At 71.8% G+C, this 17,642-nt stretch carries 13 protein-coding genes and 1 pseudogene; 5 read left to right on the top strand and 9 right to left on the bottom strand.

The window, feature by feature from the left end:
* Positions 1–5: 5 nt before the first annotated feature.
* From EV186_RS14085 to EV186_RS39420, 3 genes are all read right to left on the bottom strand, one after another.
* Entirely contained in the window at positions 6–1,106 is a 1,101-nt protein-coding gene (locus tag EV186_RS14085) for an ABC transporter substrate-binding protein (protein WP_133849663.1), read from the bottom strand.
* A gap of 121 nt (positions 1,107–1,227) precedes the next feature.
* Positions 1,228–1,746 carry a DeoR/GlpR family DNA-binding transcription regulator gene (locus EV186_RS14080; protein WP_243754028.1) on the bottom strand — a complete coding sequence of 173 codons (519 nt, stop codon included), beginning with the start codon at positions 1,744–1,746 and terminating at the stop codon, positions 1,228–1,230.
* Entirely contained in the window at positions 1,722–2,012 is a 291-nt protein-coding gene (locus tag EV186_RS39420) for a DeoR family transcriptional regulator (RefSeq protein ID WP_208115597.1), read from the bottom strand. The genes EV186_RS14080 and EV186_RS39420 overlap by 25 nt, the downstream gene beginning before the upstream one ends.
* Positions 2,013–2,223: 211 nt before the next feature.
* Between EV186_RS39420 and EV186_RS14075 the strand changes: the two genes are divergently transcribed.
* Together EV186_RS14075 and EV186_RS14065 are read left to right on the top strand one after the other, a co-directional pair.
* Entirely contained in the window at positions 2,224–4,500 is a 2,277-nt protein-coding gene (locus EV186_RS14075; protein ID WP_133849662.1) for an AbfB domain-containing protein, read from the top strand.
* A gap of 247 nt (positions 4,501–4,747) precedes the next feature.
* The gene (locus EV186_RS14065) at positions 4,748–5,179 is read left to right on the top strand and encodes a hypothetical protein (protein ID WP_133849661.1); all 432 of its coding nucleotides are present in this window, start codon (positions 4,748–4,750) and stop codon (positions 5,177–5,179) included.
* On the opposite strand, the gene EV186_RS14060 is transcribed toward EV186_RS14065, so the two are convergent.
* On the bottom strand, positions 5,127–5,525 hold the full coding sequence (locus EV186_RS14060) for an MmcQ/YjbR family DNA-binding protein (RefSeq protein ID WP_133849660.1): 399 nt from the start codon (positions 5,523–5,525) through the stop codon (positions 5,127–5,129). The genes EV186_RS14065 and EV186_RS14060 overlap by 53 nt on opposite strands.
* A gap of 48 nt (positions 5,526–5,573) precedes the next feature.
* On the opposite strand from EV186_RS14060, the gene EV186_RS14055 reads away from it, so the two are divergent.
* Entirely contained in the window at positions 5,574–5,723 is a 150-nt protein-coding gene (locus EV186_RS14055) for a hypothetical protein (RefSeq protein WP_243754090.1), read from the top strand.
* Here the strand turns inward: EV186_RS14055 and EV186_RS14050 are convergent.
* From EV186_RS14050 to EV186_RS14030, 5 genes and pseudogenes are all read right to left on the bottom strand, one after another.
* A complete protein-coding gene (locus EV186_RS14050) occupies positions 5,716–6,459 on the bottom strand; it encodes a DinB family protein (protein ID WP_243754089.1) in 744 nt (247 codons plus the stop codon). The two genes, EV186_RS14055 and EV186_RS14050, sit on opposite strands and share 8 nt — an antisense overlap.
* A 99-nt stretch (positions 6,460–6,558) precedes the next feature.
* Positions 6,559–7,438, bottom strand: a pseudogene (locus EV186_RS14045) (IS5 family transposase).
* 363 nt (positions 7,439–7,801) lie between these two features.
* Positions 7,802–9,208 carry a GTPase family protein gene (locus EV186_RS14040; RefSeq protein ID WP_133849659.1) on the bottom strand — a complete coding sequence of 469 codons (1,407 nt, stop codon included), beginning with the start codon at positions 9,206–9,208 and terminating at the stop codon, positions 7,802–7,804.
* Positions 9,205–11,016, bottom strand: a complete 1,812-nt coding sequence (locus tag EV186_RS14035) for a dynamin family protein (protein WP_133849658.1) — start codon at positions 11,014–11,016, stop codon at positions 9,205–9,207. Before EV186_RS14035 ends, EV186_RS14040 begins: the two co-directional genes overlap by 4 nt.
* 95 nt (positions 11,017–11,111) lie before the next feature.
* The gene (locus tag EV186_RS14030) at positions 11,112–13,373 is read right to left on the bottom strand and encodes an IniB N-terminal domain-containing protein (protein WP_133849657.1); all 2,262 of its coding nucleotides are present in this window, start codon (positions 13,371–13,373) and stop codon (positions 11,112–11,114) included.
* A 214-nt stretch (positions 13,374–13,587) separates the two neighbouring features.
* Here EV186_RS14030 and EV186_RS14025 point away from each other — a divergent pair, with 214 nt between their 5' ends.
* Positions 13,588–15,225 (top strand): Hsp70 family protein, encoded by a 1,638-nt coding sequence (locus tag EV186_RS14025; RefSeq protein ID WP_133849656.1) that lies wholly within the window; start codon positions 13,588–13,590, stop codon positions 15,223–15,225.
* Positions 15,222–17,606: a helix-turn-helix transcriptional regulator gene (locus tag EV186_RS14020; RefSeq protein ID WP_133849655.1), complete on the top strand. Its 2,385-nt coding sequence runs from the start codon at positions 15,222–15,224 to the stop codon at positions 17,604–17,606. The genes EV186_RS14025 and EV186_RS14020 overlap by 4 nt, the downstream gene beginning before the upstream one ends.
* Positions 17,607–17,642: the final 36 nt, after the last annotated feature.

The raw sequence follows: 17,642 nt of genomic DNA, 5'->3' as shown, positions 1-17,642 counted from the left end.
CCCGACTAGTAAGCGTTGGCGACTTCGGCCGACGCGTTGTCCTTGTCGTACTGCTTGTCCTGGATGATCACCGAGCCGGAGATCGGCTTGCCCCCGTAGAAGTCCTGCAGCGTCGAGAACGCCAGCGGACCGAACCGTGGATTGGACTCGATGTCGGCGTTGATGTCGCCCTTGACGATCGCCTGGACCACGTTGCGGGTGCCGTCGACCGACACGATCTTCACGTCGGTGCCCGGCTTCTTGCCCGCCGAGCGGATCGCGGTGACCGCGCCGAGCGCCATCTCGTCGTTCTCCGCGTAGATCGCGGTGATGTCCGGGTGGGCCTGCAGCAGGTTCTCGGTGACCGACTGGCCCTTCTCCCGGGTGAAGTCACCGCTCTGCTCGGCGACCACCTGCAGGCCGGGCGCGCTCGCCTTGAGGTAGTCCTTGAACCCGGCGGTGCGGTCGGTGGTGACGTTGTTGCCCGACGACCCGAGCAGGATCGCGACCTTGCCGGTGCCGCCGGTGGCCGTGTTCAGCTTCTCGCCCGCGCGCTTGCCCTGCTCGACGAAGTCGGACCCGATGAAGGTCACGTAGTCCTTGCAGAGCGTCGCCGTGGAGAGTTTGCGGTCGATCGTGATCACCGGGATGTTCTTGTCCCGCGCGGCCTTGAGCGCCGGCTCGAGGCCCTCGGAGTTCAGCGGCGCCACGATCAACGCCTGCGCACCCTGGGCGATCATGGACTGGATGTCGGAGATCTGCTTGCCCAGGTCGGAGTTGGCGTTGGTGGTGAGCAGCTTCTTCACGCCGAGCTTGCTCGCCTCGTCCTTGATCGAGGCCGTCTCGGCGATCCGGAACGGGTTCGCCTCCTTCTCCGACTGGGCGAAGCCGACGACCGCGTTCTTCAGGTCCAGCTTGGTCGCGCCGTACTGCTGCATGGTGCACGAGGGGCCGGTCGGTGCGGCGGTCTTCGTGACCTGCTGACCACCGCTCCCGCCCGCCGCCGGGGCGCTGCCGGTGTCCTCGGACTTCGCGCACGCGGTCACCGAGACCGCGGTGACGACGATCGCGGCGAACAGCGCGGCGCGCTGTGCTCGTGACGGAAGACCTTGCTGCGCAACGAACATAGCCACTCCTTCGGGGCCCGCACGCCGGTGTGTGGCTTTCAGACCTAACCCCGCGACGTCCGGTTAGGCAAGAACATGACCGATATCTGATCGAAAGTGTTCGTTTGCTTCCGCTAAACGGTCATCCGGTGGACTCCGTGGACTCCGTGGCGACGTGCACCTCGGCCCCCGCCGCCCGCAGTCCGGCGAGCTCGTCCGGATCGGCGCCGCGGTCGGTCACCACGTGCGCGATGTGGTCCGGCGCGACGGTCTGGATCATGGTGTCCACGCCGATCTTGGTGTGGTCGGCGACCACCACGACCTCGTCGGCGATCGCGGCCATCGCCGAGTCCACCGCGGCGACCGCGGCGTTGGGCGTGGAGAGCCCGCGCGCGGCGGACAGGCCGTTGCCGGACAGGAACGCCCGCTGCACCCGCAGCCCCGCGATGCCCTGCTCGGCGGCGCTGCCGACGAGCGCGAAGATCGAGCCGCGGAGCATGCCGCCGGGCAGGATCACGTCCACGCCGTGCGCTCGGGCCAGCACCTGCGCGACCAGCAAGGAGTTGGTCACGACGGTCAGCTCGGCCAGGCGCACGAGCTGGCGGGCGAGCGCTTGCGTGGTGGTGCCCGCGCCGATCACCACGGCGTCGCCGGGCCGCACGAGGGTCGCGGCCAGGCGCGCGATGGCGGCCTTCTCCTCGCTCGCACGTGGGTCTTCTCGGTGTAGGTCGGCTCGTAGGAGGGCCGGTCGGTGGCGACCGCGCCGCCGTGGCGGCGGGCGAGCAGCCCCTCCTGCTCCAGGAACCGCAGATCCCGGCGGACGGTCACCTCGCTGGTCTTCACGATCGCGGCCAGCTCGCGCAGCGACACCGCCCCAGTGGTCCGGACCAGTTCGAGGATGACCTGACGACGCTCGGCGGCGAACATGCGCGAGACGGTAGTGCAGCCGAGCATCGTTGGGGAGTCCGAACTCGATCGGGTGTGATCGTTTCGCTCGAACCAGCGACCGTTATCGACCGGATCCCGGTAGGTTCTTGCCTGTTGCGTCCAATTTCTGGGCACTCACCCACATTCGAGGCAACCCCATCGGCCCGCCGGGCGTGGACGAGGTGTGTCGAACTGGTTCCGGAGGTCGTCCATGGTCCGTCGCGTGTTGCTCGTGCTGCTCGCCGTCCTGCTGCCGGTGCTCGGCGTGAGCGTGGCGGGTGCGGCCCCGCAACTCCAGACCTGGCAACCGAAGCCCTTCCCGATGACCACGCCCTGGTCCACCCAGGTCGGTCCGGACAACGCGCTGCCCGAGTACCCGCGACCGCAGCTGACCCGGCCCGACTGGCAGAACCTCAACGGCGTCTGGCAGTACCGGGCGGCCGCGGCGGGCGACGCGCCGCCGATCGGGCAGACCCTGGCCCAGTCGATCCTCGTGCCGTACCCGGTCGAGTCGGCGCTCTCCGGGATCCAGGCCCACAGCGACCGGATGTGGTACCGGCGCACGTTCACCGTGCCCGCCGGGTGGTCGGGCCGGCGCGTGCAGTTGAACTTCGGCGCCGTGGACTGGCAGGCCGACGTCTGGGTCAACGGCACGAAGGTCGGCACGCACAAGGGCGGCTACGGCAGGTTCTCCTTCGACGTCACCGATCGCTTGCGGGCCGGGGACAACGAGCTGATCGTCGGCGTGTACGCGCCGGTCGACTCGGGCAGCCAGCCGATCGGCAAGCAGCGCAAGGCGCCCAGCTCGATCTTCTACACCGCGTCGTCGGGCATCTGGCAGACCGTGTGGCTCGAGCCGACCCCGGCCGCGCACGTGACCCGGCTCGACGTGACGCCGGACGTGCCGAACAACCGGGTGGCGGTGACCGTGCACGGCGCGGGGGCCGGCGGGCAGACGGCGACGGTCACCGTGAAGTCCGGGGACACGGTGATCGGTTCGGCGTCGGGTCCGGTCGACACGGTGATCCAGGTGCCCGTGCCCAAGGCGCACCTGTGGTCGCCGGACGACCCGTTCCTCTACGACCTGACCGTCGCCTTGGGTGACGACGCGGTCGGCAGCTACTTCGGCATGCGCACGATCAGCAAGGCCGTGCTCGACGGCGTGGTCCGCCCGACCCTCAACGGCCGGTTCGTGATGAGCGTCGGCACGCTGGACCAGGGCTTCTGGCCCGACGGGCTCTACACCGCGCCCACCGACGACGCGCTCAAGTTCGACCTGCAGGCGCACAAGGACCTCGGGTTCAACACCGTGCGCAAGCACATCAAGGTCGAGCCCGATCGCTGGTACTACTGGGCGGACAAGCTCGGCCTGATGGTGTGGCAGGACATGCCGGCCATGCGGACCAGCCCCGCGCCGGACCTGGCCGCGAAGGCCACGTTCGAGGCCGAGCTGCGGGAGATGGTCGACCAGCACCGCAGCGACACGTCGATCGTGCAGTGGATCCCGTTCAACGAGGGCTGGGGCGAGTACGACTCGTCGCGGATCGCCGACATGGTCAAGGACTCCGACCCCAGCCGGCTCGTCAACAACAACTCCGGATCCAACTGCTGTGGCACCGACGGCGGCAACGGCGACGTGATCGACGACCACCGCTATGTCGGGCCGGGCAACACGAGCAAGCCGTCCAGGGCGCGGATCGCGGTGCTCGGCGAGTTCGGCGGCCTCGGCCTACGGGTCACCGGGCACGAATGGCAGCCCGGCAAGGGTTCCGGCTACGAGATGGTGCCGGGCGGCGCCGCGCTGACCGACCGCTACGTCAGCCTCGACTGGGGTGCGCAACGGCTGCAGTCGCGCAACGGCCTGTCCGCGGTGATCTACACCCAGCTCACCGACGTGGAGAACGAGGTCAACGGCCTCTACACCTACGACCGCCAAGTGCTCAAAGTGGACACCGCGCAGGTGCGGGCGGCCAACCGGGCGCTGATCGAGGGCACGCCGGTGCGGGTGGCGGCGCCGTTGCCGGTCGACCACCGCATCTCGTTGAACGTCACGACCGTCCCCTACGTCGACCGGTATGTCCGGCACGCCAACGGTCTCGGCTACACGGCGCACGTGGACACGACGAGCACGGCCCTGCTCAAGCAGGACGCGACGTGGACGGTGCGGACCGGGCTCGGCGACAAGAGCTGCTACTCGTTCGAGTCGGTGAACGACCCGGGCCAGTACCTGCGGCACGCCGGCTCGCGGGTGCGGTTGGCGGCCAAGGACGGCACGTCGGAGTTCAACCGGGACGCGACGTGGTGCAGCCGGCCGAGCGTGACGAGCGCCGGGATTTCGTTGGAAGCACTGGACTTCCCGGGCAAGTACCTGCGCCACTACAACTCGGAGCTGTGGCTCGCGGCCGACGGCGGAACCCACGCCTACGAGTCGCATACGTCGTTCGGGCCCGACGTCACGTGGATGGTCGCCGCCCCCTGGGCCTCCTAACCGTCCACCCCTGCTAGCCCAACCGGGTGTGTCCCACGTTCGCGTCGGGTGTGTCCCACGTTGGGCGCGGGTGTGTTCGACGTTGGGGCCAACTAGGCCGTGTCTCAAAGTCGTAGCCATTCGTTGATCGCTGCGATGATGGCCGTGGCTTCGTAGCGAACGGCGAGTTTGTCGTATCCCGTGGCCACGGCACGGTTGCGCTTGAGCCGGTTGATCCCGCACTCCACTGCGTGGCGTTAGTGCCGCGATGCCCGGGCTGGGCGCCACCCCGGCCACCATCCTGACCGGCAGCATGACCCTGGCCTGGCAGGAGCTGCCACTGCGCGCAGGGGCAGTGGAGCTGCTGGCCGAGTTCTACGCGCGGGCCGAGGTCGATCCCGGGGAGGACCTGACCGCCCGACGGGTGGGCCTGCGCGAAACCCCACAGGGCAAGGCGGTGCGGCTGCGCACCCGGCAGGCGGCGATGACCCCGCGCCCGCAGATGGTCGCGATCACGCAGTGCTTCGCGCCGTTTCCGGGCACCGACTGGCTGGCCGTGCTGACAGTGACCACGCCCGACCTGGCGCTGGACGGAATTCTCGCCCAGCTGACCGACCAGATGATCGACAGCCTGGAGTTCACCGGGGTCAGATCTGAGCTGCGAGCTTCTTCGGCGCCATCAGCCGGTAGCTCTCGGTGAGCAGCTCGGCCACCTCGTCCCAGTCCACGTCGGCCTCGAACACCATGATCACCACGTTGCCGCCCCAGTCGGCCTTGTAGAACGGGTGGCCGCCGGCGAGCAGGCCTTTGATCTCGTCGCCGGGCGAGCGGAACGTGATCAGGCACAGCGGGTCGTCGGAGGCGGTGGCGCGCGCGTAGGCCAGATGGTGGTCGGGGTCGACGGTGAGCACGTGGGCGAACGTGCGCTGACGGATCCGCCAGCGCACCCCCACCCACGCGGGTTCCTCGTAGGTCTCGGGCAGGCCGAGGCAGACCGGCCGGAGCCGGTCCAGGATCTCCGGTGGCACATCCCCTCGTTCGGTCACACCCAGGACGCTACCGGGACTCCCGACAGTGAGGAGTTGGCGGCTTTGGTGGCGGTGTTGGCGACGCGGGTGGACCCCGCGCGGGGTGTTGAGCGCCGGTCGACGTGGGTTGATCGTGCGGGCGATGCTTCGGCGGCCGATTCGGCCCGGAGCGGGGGCTTGGCGGGGGTCTGGGTTGCCGAGGTAGGCCCTAGTTAACCTCCTGTGCCTCGATCAGGTCGAGGTCGCGGACGCAGAAGCCATGGTGCTCGAAGGTCTCGTTGAGCACCGTGCCGAGGCACTGCCGCACCGAGCGGCCCCGGGCGTACGGCGGCCAGACGTCGTCATCGGGCACCGGCGCTGGCGCCGCGAGCCGCTCAGCGGTGATCTCGTCGAGCCAGGCCTCGAGCTCGGCGGCCTGTGCGTCACGCACGCTCACGATCTCGTCGATGGCCGGATCGAGCGACAGGTCAAGCCCGTGCGCTTCACGGTAGGGCTCGACGGTCGTCCCGATGCCCATAGGCGTGAACAGCTCCGTCGAGCCCAAGCAGCAGCGGCGGAACCACGAGTCGTGCACGAAGACCAGGTGGCGCATCGTCTGCACCGCCGACCACTCGTCGTTGACGCTGCGGCGCTCGATGCCGGGCGTGCGGCGGATCCGCTCGATCGTGGCGGCCCAACCGGCATGGAGCTGACGCGACGCCTCACGCAGATCGGCAGGGTCATCGGAGCGGATCAGCACCCGCACCGGATGACGCCGGTCGAGCTCCGCCTCGACATATTCAGTGACCTCGACGCCGTTCACCACGAGGTTGGTGATCAGCCCGTCGATCACGGCATCCTGCATGACAACGCCGATCAGCCGTGCCCCGGTCAGGTCGCACTCGCGGAACTCCGCACCGTGCAGGTCCTCGTCGACATATCGCGTCATGCTCCGCATGCTAGGTCCGAGCACCGACAAGATCGTGGTTAAACGGCGGCGTCCGGGGCCGGGTGCTTGGCGTGATTCATCGGAAATCGAGCTCTAGGCCTAGCCAGTGGGCTAGGCCGTGGCTCAAAGTCGTAGCCATTCGTTGATCGCTGCGATGATGACCGTGGCTTCGTAGCGAACGGCGAGTTTGTCGTATCCCGTGGCCACGGCACGGTTGCGCTTGAACCGGTTGATCCCGCACTGCGTGGCGTTGCTTGTAGATTTCCGCGTCGAAGACCCGGGGTCGGCCACCAGAGCGGCCCCTGGCCCGGCGGTGGCGCGCCTGGTCAACCTTGGGTGGGATCGTGCACCGAATACCACGACCGCGCAGGTAGGCCCGGTTAGCACGGGAGCCGTAGGCCCGATCCACCAAGACTCGATCTGGTCGGGTGCGTGGTCGGCCACCGCCCACCCGCGCGATGCGGATCCGGGCGAGCACTACTTGAAACTGAGGCGAATCACCACGCTGGCCGGCGGTGACCAGGAGCGAGAGTGGCTTTTGCATCTGCTCGCAGGCCAGATGCAGCTTGGTAGTCCAGCCACCTCGGGACCGCCCCAAAGCATGATCAGCCGGCTCCGCCTCGCCCACCCCACCCGGCGGTTCCTTCGGGGCATCCGATGTCCCTCGCGCTCCAGCGGCATGCTGCTGCGCGCGGGGGATAGTCGAGTCGACACTGACATCCCAGCCGATCAACCCGGCGGCATCAGCACCGGCCTGTAACTGGGCCAAGATGACCGACCAGACTCCTGCCCGCTGCCAGCGGCGAAACAACCCGTAGATCGCCTGCCACGACCCGTAAGCCGGTGGGATATCCCGCCACGGCGTGCCCGCACGCACACGCCAACGGATCCCGTCAATGAGCTGCCGTTTAGTCCACATCGACGGGCGACCGGCCTTCTTCCCTTGTGGCAGGAGCGGTTCCAACGCCGCCCACCGCGCATCGGTCAGGTCTGCCCGCCCCATCGCCGCTACGCTGGCCACGAGGTCTCCGGTATCAACGATCGTCTTGGTCGATGATCGATCTACCGGAGACCTCGCCTACCCGATCCACGACACGCCAACACGACGATCACCTCAGACACATTGGCCGGTCAGCACTTTGAGACACGGCCTAGTGGGGTGGGTTCGGTTTGACACGGGGACCCCCACGACGGCCCTTGCGTGCGCTAAAACGGGCAGGGGTGAGGCGCCCGCACCGCGCGAGTTTAGGGCCGTCGTGCCCCGTGTAAAACCGAACCCACAGCCAACGTGGTGTGCGGCCTGGCCTCGGGCTGGCGACGGAGCCCTTGCGGGCCAACCAAACGCGACTCCCCTGGTGGGTGGGGGTCAGCTGATCAGAGCGGCGCAGCTGCGGCGGACCACGCGGGCCGCCCAGCGGTCCTCAGTGGACAGCGCGGGATCCTCGGCGCGGGCGTGCCAGCGGCGCAACTCCCACGCCGCCCGCTCGCCCACGTCGGTCGGCTGGGCGTCCTCGGGCAGCCCGAGGCGGGTGCTGCCGTGCTCACCGAGTGCGCCGATCAACCGCAGCGCGGGTTCGAGCAGGTCGTCCGGCAACGTCGTCCGTCCGGATCGGACCGACGACAACAGCCGCAGCTCGGCGAACTCGTGCGCACCGGCCAGCGTCCGGTCCAGGTCGGCCAGCAGGCCGGCCGCGCCGGGCCGGGGTTCCATGCGCAGCAACACTTCCAGCGCGATCATGGCCGACCGCGCCTTGAGCACCGGGCGCCTGGCGACCAGGTAGAGCGTGATGGCCTCGGCGAGGTCGTCCAGGCCGCTGCGCGCCGACAGCTCGGCGGCGAGCGCGGCCCGCCCGCTCACCCCTTCGCGCAGGAGCGCCACCGCGAGGCGCACGCCGTGCAGGCCGAAGCGGGCGAGGACCTTGGTGCGTTCCGGCCCGGTCAGGCCGGCCAGATCCGATCCGGCGGTGAACCGGTCCGCGCTGCGCAGCCACGGGTCGATCTCGGCGCGGGCGAGCGTGGCGAGCACCGCGTATTCGTTGTCCCGCAACGTGCTCGCCGCGTGCCCGAGCAGCCCGGCCACCGGCAGGACGTCCTGGGCCAGCTCCCGCACGCCCGGCTCCTGGCGGAACCGCTGGGCCACCTTCCGGGCCGACTCCAGCGCGTCCGGGCGCCCGGCCCCGAGTTCGTCGGCGCGGGCGAGCACCACGAGCGAACCGATCGGCGCGGCCAGCGCGATCGGGTGGTCGTGCATGGCGCGCAGCGGGCCGAGCAGGCCGGGATCGGGTTGCGGCACGAGGTAGAGCACGGCGTCGGCGTCCATCGCGACCCGCTCGACCGCGGCGTCCCCCTCCAGCGGCGGGGTGTCGATCAGGGTGAGGTCGTGCAGCGAGCGGCTCGGCCAGTCGACGACGACCCGCTCGACCTGCGTGGTCTCCAGGCCGCTGCCGTCGACGTCCAGGCCGCCATCAGCCTCGGCCGCGGGCAGCTGCCACGGCGGCCCCGACGGCGGGTGACCGAGCACGACGACTTCGCGTCCGGCGCGGTACCAGGTCACGCTCTGCCCGTCGGCGAGCAGCAGCGGCGCGAGTTCGGCCCCGGCGAGGGCGTTGACGAGCGTGGACTTGCCGGTGCCGGCCTCGCCGACCACCGCGAGGCGGACCGGTTCGTCGAAGCGGGCGAGGTGGCGGTGCAGCCAGCCGGTGGCCCGCGGGCTGTCGCGGTAGAGCTCCAACGCGGCGGTCAGCATCGACCGGGTGCGGCGGGCCAGGGTCACGCGGTCAGCCCCCGTGGCTGCAGGGATTGCTGCGCGGTTTGCTGGGCCAGCAACCGAACCCGCTCGCGCAGGCTGCCGAGCTCGGCGAGCCGCGCGCGCAACTCGGTTGCGTGCCGCGCCTGCTCGGCGGCTTCGGTGTCCACGGTGCGCTTGATCGCCTTGGCCGACTCGGTGATCTCGGCCTGGCGCCTGCGGGCGAGGTCGGAGAAGTGATCGCGCAGCACCCGGTGGATGGCGCGGGCGGCGTCCTTGCTCGCCTTGCTGTAGCGCAGGAAGAAGTCGTCGACGTGGCGTTGCGCCGCGGTCTTCGCCGCCGCCTGGCGGCGCTTGAGCCGCACGCCGCGCTCCTCGAACACGCTCTTCGCGCCGAACGCCGCACCGGCGCCCAGGGAGATCGCGTTGATCAGCGGCATCCCGGCCAGCGTGGTGGCGAGGCCGAACATCAGCAGGCCGCTGTAGCCGCCGCGCATGCCGACGAACATCTTCTGCGCCACCCCGAAGTTCTCGATGCCCGGCAGCTTCAGGGCGTCGTCGAACTCGGCCGGGAACGCCGTCGGGAACGCGCCGGGCACGATCCCGTCGACCCGTGCGGCCAGCTGCTGCGCGATGTGTTCGAACCGGTCGAGCTGCCAGCCGAAGTTGTCCTCGGCCACCGCGGACAGGTTGTCCTGCAACCACTCGGTGAACTCGTCCCAGTCCTTGGCCGGGTCGGCGACCTCGAAGTAGTCGTCGACCTCGCGCAGGATCCGCCGGGTCCGCTCGCGCAGGTCGTACTCGACGTCGGAGATCAGGTCGGCGACCTCGTCGGAGAGCATCGTCTGCCACCGCGCCGATTCCCGTTGCAGCTCTTCGAGCCGGCGCCCGGCCGCGTGCCAGCGGGCGACCGCGCCGCCGGTCGGCGTCGCCTGCGCCTTGGTGTACTCGGCGACCATCGGGCGGAGCAGTTCGTCGACGGCGGTGGCGGCGGTGGCGGTGACCGAGCGGCGGACGATGGTCGCGGCGTTGGCCTGCACGTCGGTGCGCAGCCACTGGATCAGCCGCCCGAAGCCGGATTCCTCGCCGAGCTGGCGGTCGCCCGCGCCGGCCGCCGCGAGGCGCAGGTCGGCGGAGACCGGGATGACCGGGGCGGACAGGCCCGCGGCGGCGAGCTTGTCGCGGTCCTGCTGGGCCACGGCCCGCCAGCGCGGCGCCATGTCGATCTTGGTGAGCACCACGGCCGCGGTCGGGCAGCGGCTGACGATCACGCGCAGCAGGTCGAGTTCCTGCTGGGAGAGGGCGCGGGTGGCGTCGCTGGCCAGCAGCACCGCGTCGGCTTGGCGCGCGGTGGCGTTGACCGCCGGATCCGCGCTGTCGGCCAGGCTCGGGGTGTCGACGAGGACCAGGCCGGCCGCCAGCAGTTCGCGAGGGAGGCCGATCTCGCAGCGCACGGTGACATCGGTGGTCCTGGCCTGTTCGTTGGCCATGGCCGACACGCGGTCGATCGGGACCGGGGTGCGGTCGCCCGCCGGATCGAGGGCCCGCACACCCGCGGTGACGATCGCGGCCGACGGGGTGGCCGCGTGCGCCACCTGAGCGGTGGCGGTGGTGGTGAGGTCGTCACCGATCGCGCACACGGGGGCGTTCACCAGCGCGTTGATCAGCTGGCTCTTGCCCTGGTTGGTGCCGCCGACGACGACCACGCGCACGGCCGACGCGGCCAGCGCCGATCGGCGAACGCGCAGGTCGTCGGCGAGATCCGGTCTCCCGTAACCGGCGCAGGCACGGATGGTGTCGTCGAGGACGTCGACCAAGGGTGCTGCTGTCGTCACCCGAAAGAGTGTGCCGTCTAACCCGTGCGGGGGAAAGCGGATGGGCCCGCCGTGCGCGTGGCGGGCCCATCCAGGAGGGCATCCCGGTCCAGGGGTCAGTGACCGAGGTGCAGGTCGGGAAGCAGCCCGTCGCCACCCAGCAGGCCGTGATCGCCGCCGGTCACGTTGCCCAGCGGGCTGTGGCTGACGACGTCGGTCACGGGGTTGTGGGTGACCACGTCGGTCACGTTTCCGACCGTGCTGGTGACATCCGTCACATGCGAGGTCAGATCCGTAACGTGCTGCGTGACCTCCGGCAGCGGGTTCGCCACCGGCAGGTTGGGCAGGTCCACCGGCAGGTGCGACGGCAGATCGGACAGGTTGGGCAGATCCGACGCGGCCGGCAGGTCGCCCACCGGCAGGTGCGACGGCAGGTCCGACACGGCCGGGAGGGCGGGCACGTGCGAAGCGACGTCCGCGCCCTGCGAGACGATGCCCGACACGGTGTTGCTACCGGTCTCGACGACGTCGGCCACCGGGGCGGCCGGGGTGCCGGTCAGGTACTGGCCCAGCGTGTTGGTGCCGGTCGCCAGGCCGTCGGTCAGCACCTGGCCGCCGTTGGACACGTAGTCGGCCACGGCCGCCTCGCCACCGCGGGCGGGCTCGATCGAGTCGAGGATGTGCGCCGGGTCGCCCAGGCCGCCGAACTGGTCGGCCAGCGGGAGGGCGCCGGACAGGGCGTCCACCGGGAGCGCGCCGGTGAGGCCGTCGACACCCGGCAAGCCGCCGTTGGTCAGGCCGTCGAGCGGCAGGGCGCCGGTGAGGCCGTCGACCCCGGGAACGGCGCCGGTCAGGCCGTCAACGTCCGGCAGGCCGTGCTCGAGACCGTCCACCGGAAGCGCGCCGGTCAGGCCGTCGACACCCGGGAGGGCGCCGGTCAAGCCATCGACGCCGGGGAGAGCGCCGACGCCGGGGAGCGCGCCGGTCAGGCCGCCGACACCCGGGAGGCCGTCCACGCCGGGCAGGCCGACGGGGATGTTGACCGGGGTCAGCGGCAGGTCGCCCGCCGGGGTGTGCAGGTCGCCGCCCAGGCTGACGGAGTCGGTCGTCGCGGCGACGTCGCCCTCGACGCCGAGCATGTCGTTGCCCACGGCGAGCGCGCCCGCGCCACCGCTGGTGGACACCGCGCCCGCGACGTCGACGTGGCCGAACTGCGAGTCGAGGCCCGCCTTGCCGGTCACGCCGTCCAGGCCGGCCGCCACGCCGCCGCCACCGTTCACGCCGGCGCCGTGGAACTCGGTCGCCCCCGCGAAGCCCTGGGTGGAGCCGCTCGCGGTGGCGCTGAAGCCACCGAACTGCGAGTCGGCGGCGGTGGTGCTGGTGAAGGTGCCGTCGGTGCCGACGGTCGCGTCGCTCGCGGCGCTGACCTGGTCGGTCTGCAGCGTGGAGCTGGTGGCCAGCCCGTCCTTGCCGACCGAGAAGTCGTTGCTGCCCTGGGCGTTGGCGGTCTGGAACTCGTTGTGGGTGGCGACGCGGTCGGTGGAGCCCGCCGCGGCCGACTGGAAGCTGCCCAGCTGGCTGCCATAGCCGTTGGTGACGACGCCGAAGCCGTCCTGCGTGGCGTGGAAGTCGGTGTTGGTGGCCAGGTCGTCGGTGTGGACACCGCCGTTCCCGTAGACGCCGTCGAGGCCGCCGGCGACCGCGCCGTGCACGTCACCGAGGTCGGAGTGCGCGCCGCCCACAGCGGTGAAGTTGCCGTCGGGGGTGACGGTCGCCGCGCCGGAAACGGCGTTGTCGTAGACGTGGGTCGAGGTGGCGGCCGCCGCACCGTCGAGGCCGACGGACGCGTCGCTCGCCGACCAGGTGTGCAGCTGGTGGCTGGCGGCGGTCAGGTTGCCTTCGCCGCCGTCCAGGCCGACGACACCGCTGCCGTGGGCCGTGCCGTACGCCGAGTCGACCCCGCCGGTCACACCGACGCCGTCGACACCCGCGGAAGCGGCGCCGCCGCCGGTGACGCCATCGCCGGTCACGGTCACCGCGCCGGCGAGGTTGCCCTGGTCGCTGGTGCTCGCGAAGCCGACGTGGGGGAGCGGGAGGCCGCTGTTGGCCTGGGCGGCGTCGGCGATCGCCTGCAGCTGGGCCACCGCGTCGTTGACCTGCTCGGTGGGCAGGGCGGGCAGGGTCGGCAGGCCGCCGTCGAGGCCGGGGAGCTGGTCGGTCACCAGGGGGATCACCTGCTGGACGTCCTGGGGCGTGATGTCGCCAAGACCGGCGCCTTGCAGGACCGCGGTCGGGTCGGCGGCGAACGCCGAGCGGGCGGCGTCATCGGTCAGCAGGTTCGTCACGAAGCTCTGCAGGGTGGTCGGATCCAAAGACACGCGATCTCCTCGTAGTGGGGACGGACGAGAGAAAGCTAGGGATCACGGGCCCCATGGGCATCGGGGGTTACACCCGGTGTTGTCACCTAACCTGATCGTGTGACAGCGACTCACCGATTAGGGGATTAGGGGCTTACTCCCTCACCCTGGGGTTTGGTACCAAGGTGCACCCGACCGAACACTCGCCGTGTCTCGTTCCCGAGGAGCTACCTGCATGTCGTACGTGCTGGGCATCGACCTCGGTGCCACTCGCACGAAAGCGGCTGTGAGCAGGCCGGATGCCGAGCCCGAGGCGGTGGCGCTCGACGGTTCGTCGCGCTGGGTCGACTCGGTGGTCTACCTCGACCAGGACGCGGCCGTCTCCGCTGGTCAGCACGCCCGGGCGATGGTCGAGCACGATCCGGACGGGGTCGTCTCGGGCTTCGTCGCCCAGGTCGGCGACGAGGTCGGTGTCCTGCTCGGTGGCGACCGCTACTCAGGCGAGGTGTTGACGGCCGCGCTCGCGGGCTGGGTCACCGATCGGGTGGCGGCGGCCGAGCGTGCGGAGCCGGGCCGGATCGTGCTCGCCCACCCACCCGGCTGGGGTGCCCACCGCCGTGCCGTCCTGCACGACGCGCTGGCCGACGCAGGCATGCCGTCGATGGCTTTGGTCCCCGCGCCGATCGCGGCCGCCCACCGCCACGCGGCCCGCAAGCCCGTTGATGTCGGCGCCTTGCTCGCGGTGTGCCGGATCGGTGGCGAGCGCGCGGATGGCACCGTGCTGCGTCGCACGCCCGACGGGTTCGACCTGCTCGCCCACGTGGACGGTCCGCGCGGTGCCGCCGGGGCGGCGCTAGACGACGCGCTCGTCGAGTGGGTGCGTGAGCAGGTGTCGGACCCGCCGTCGCCGGCGCGGCTGCGGTCGGCCTGTGTCGTGGCCAAGGAGCGGTTGTCGGTCAACGAGGAGGTCGTCGTCCCGGTCGGCAGGCACGGCGTCCGGTTGACCCGGGCCGAGTTCGACCGGATCGCGCGCCCGGTGCTCACGCCCGTGCTCGACCGGCTGCGCCGGCTGATCGACGCGGCGCAGGGGCCGCGTCCGGTCGCGGTCGAGCTGGTCGGCGGCACCGCGCGGGTGCCGGTGCTGGCGGAGCTGGCGGCCGCGGCGCTGGGCTGCCCGGCTGAGGTCGATCCCGATCCGGCCACCGCGATCTGCCGTGGCGTCGTGCAGATGGTCGCGCCGCACCGCGCGCCGGGCCGCGAACTCGTCACCGCGGGCGCCGCACGAGCACGCGACCGGGTCCCCGCCGACCCGCCACCGCGCCCGCCGATCTCGCTGACCCCACTGGAACCGCCGAAGCGCCGCCGCCTGCAGCTGCCGACCCGCCGCCGCGACCGGTCCGATGAGGACGGTCGCCTCGACCGTTCCGGCTCGCTGGACCGGGACTCGCTGGACCGGGACGAGTTCCTGGAGCTGGAGGACCGGCCGGGCCGTGCCGGGCGCCCGACCCGAGGCGACTCGCTCGACCAGGACCGTTTCGCGGACGAGGAGGACTTCCTGGACCACGACGGTTTCCCGGAGCACGACGACCGGCCGGCCCGAGGCAGCCGCGCCGCAGGCCCGCAGATGGGGGACCGTCGAGGCGCGCGGAGGAGCCGGGACCGGGGTGGCTCGGTGGACAGCGCGGACCTGCTGGATCGGGAACGCGGGGAGCTCGATCTCGGTGAGCTTCGCCGGCGTCGCGACGGGCGGGGCGTGCGGAGGAGCCGGGACCGGGGTGGCTCGGTGGACAGCGCGGACCTGCTGGACCGGGAACGCGGGGAGCTTGATCTCGGTGAGCTTCGCGGCCGTCGCGATGGTCGGGAGGGGGCGTGACGAGCCGGTCCGGGTTGGTGCTCGACGAGCCGACCGCGCGGGTGTGCGAGCAGATCGCCACCGGCGGGCTCGGCGTCGTGCGCCTCGCCGTGGTCGCGCCGGCCGGCTACGGCAAGACGGCCCTGCTCGCCCACCTCATGGACCGGTGCGCCGAGGCGGGCACGAAGGCCGTCCCGTACGGGGCGGTCGACGTCCCGGACGGCCCCGTCCTGCTGCTCGTCGACGACGCCCACCAGCTGCCCGACTCCGCCTTCGACGAGCTGACCAAGCTCGGCGCCGACCCGCGGGTCGGCATGGTGGTCACCGCTCGCCCCGCGCCGCGGCCGGCCGGGTTCGGGAAGCTGACCGCGGCCTTGCGCGGCCAGCTCGTGCTGCGCCCGCTCGATCGCGCGAGCGTCCGGGAGGTGTTGGGCGGCAAGGCCAGCGACGAGCTGGTCGCCTTCGTCGCCGAGCAAACCGGTGGCGTGCCAGGACTCGTGGGCCACACGGCCGCCGCGCTCGACCTCACCGCGCCGCCCCCGGCGCAGCTGCCCGACACCGCGCTCGCTGCCGCCAGCCACGAACTCGACACCGCCGACCCGGACACGGTCGCCTACCTGCTGGCCGCACAGGCCGGGGTGGCTCGCGACATCGGCCTGCTGCGGGCCGTGCTGGACCGCGATCCCGAGGAGGTCGTCGACCTCGCCCGGGCCACCGGCCTCCTGGCCGCTGACGGCACGTTGTTGCCCATCGGCGCCCGCGCGCTCGACTCGCTGATCTCCCAGCAGCGGCGCACGGCGTTGCACTCGAGCCTGGCCGAGGCCCAGCTCGGGCGCGGCGGACCGGTGCTCGACCTGGTGAGCCCGCTGATCGCCAGCGGCGTGCGTGGCCAGGCGCTGGCCGAGGCGATCGAGGCCGGCGCGCGGGAGGCCGCGGGGCACGACCCGGCGCTGGCGGTGCTGCTCTTCGACGCCGCGGTGAAGGCCGGCCGGCCGGTCGAGGCCGTGGTGGCGGACTGGGCCGTCGCGGCCATGCGCTCCGGCGCTGTGGACGCCGCGCTCCGCTTGGCGGACAAGGCGATGGCGTCGGCCGACCAAGCCGCACGGGACACCGGCATCGAGGTCGCGGCCGCCGCGCTGGCCCAGCGCGGCCAGCTCGCCGCGGCCACGGCGTTGCTGCGCCGCTCGCCCTCGGGGATCGCCACCGCGTTCGCGGCCATCGGCCTGCTGGGCACCGGCCGGGTGGACGAGGCGCGCGCGGCGCTGGCGAAGGCGCCGACCGACTCGTTGCTGTCCGACGCGCTGGGCTCGACCGCACGCGGGCTGCTGGAGTCGGTGACCGGCGAGCCGACCGTCGCACTGTCCACAGTGGTCAGCGCGGCGGAGCTCGCGGCCGCGGTCGCGCCGTCGGTGGTGCTGCCGGACCACCCGGCGGCGATCGGCGTGCTCATGGCCGTCCACTGCGGTGAGCCCGCGGTCGCGTCGGCCCTGCTGGACCGGGCCACCCCGACGCCCCGGCTCACGTTGCTCGGCAACTGGCTGACGATGCTGCACGGCGAGGCCACGGTGCCGGACCTGGCCGGTCTCGAAGCGCGGGACCTGCTGTTCGCGCTGGCGATCGAGCTCGGTGTCGCGCGCCGGGCGAGCGACCTCGCGGCCATGCGCCGGATCTGGGGTCAAGCCGGTGAGGTGATCATCCGGCACCCGGTCGACCTCTTCACCTTGCTGCCGCTGGGCGAGTTCGCGGTTGCGGCGGCCCGCCTCGACGACCGCGAGCGGGTGCGCCCGCACCTCGACCAGGCCTGGCGCCTGCTCGCCGACCTCGGCGACCCGCCGTTCTGGTCGGGCGCGCTGCGGTGGAACGCCCTGCACGCGGCGATCGTCGCGGGGGAGCGGGACGAGGCGGCGGTGCACGCGGATGCCTTGGGCGACATGGCTGAGGCCGGTCCGCACCACGCCGCGTTGTCCTCGGGGGCCGACGTGTGGCTGGCCGTGCTCGGCGGCCGGGTGGACGCCGAGGAGGTGGAGACCGCCGCGCGCGGCCTGCACGCCACCGGCCTGCACTGGGACGCGGCGCGCCTGGCCGGGCAGGCCGCGATCCGCACCACCGACCGCAAGGACATGGTGCGGCTGCTGGAATGCGCGCGCGGGCTGCAGGGCGGCGGGCCCGAGCCGGCCGAGGAGCAGGCCCAGGGACAGAGCCAGGGCGGGGTGCGGTTGTCCGAACGCGAGGTCCAGGTGGCCGAGCTCGTGGTCGCGGGCATGACGTACAAGCAGGTCGGCGACCAGCTCTTCATCTCGGCCAAGACCGTCGAGCACCACATGGCCCGCATGCGCCAGCGGATCGGCGCGACCTCGCGCAGCGACCTGCTGTCGCAGCTGCGCGAGCTGATCGCCAAGTGACCGGGTCGGCGACCCGACCACCGGGGGGAAAATAAC

The sequence above is a fragment of the Labedaea rhizosphaerae genome (assembly GCF_004362825.1).
Classification (GTDB): domain Bacteria; phylum Actinomycetota; class Actinomycetes; order Mycobacteriales; family Pseudonocardiaceae; genus Labedaea; species Labedaea rhizosphaerae.
This window is presented reverse-complemented; position numbering and strand designations above follow the sequence as displayed.

Coding starts and splice junctions, on each gene's coding strand:
- EV186_RS14085 (WP_133849663.1), bottom strand. CDS start 1,106: ATGTTCGTTGCGCAGCAAGGTCTTCCGTCACGAGCACAGCGCGCCGCG.
- EV186_RS39420 (WP_208115597.1), bottom strand. CDS start 2,012: ATGTTCGCCGCCGAGCGTCGTCAGGTCATCCTCGAACTGGTCCGGACC.
- EV186_RS14075 (WP_133849662.1), top strand. CDS start 2,224: ATGGTCCGTCGCGTGTTGCTCGTGCTGCTCGCCGTCCTGCTGCCGGTG.
- EV186_RS14065 (WP_133849661.1), top strand. CDS start 4,748: ATGCCCGGGCTGGGCGCCACCCCGGCCACCATCCTGACCGGCAGCATG.
- EV186_RS14025 (WP_133849656.1), top strand. CDS start 13,588: ATGTCGTACGTGCTGGGCATCGACCTCGGTGCCACTCGCACGAAAGCG.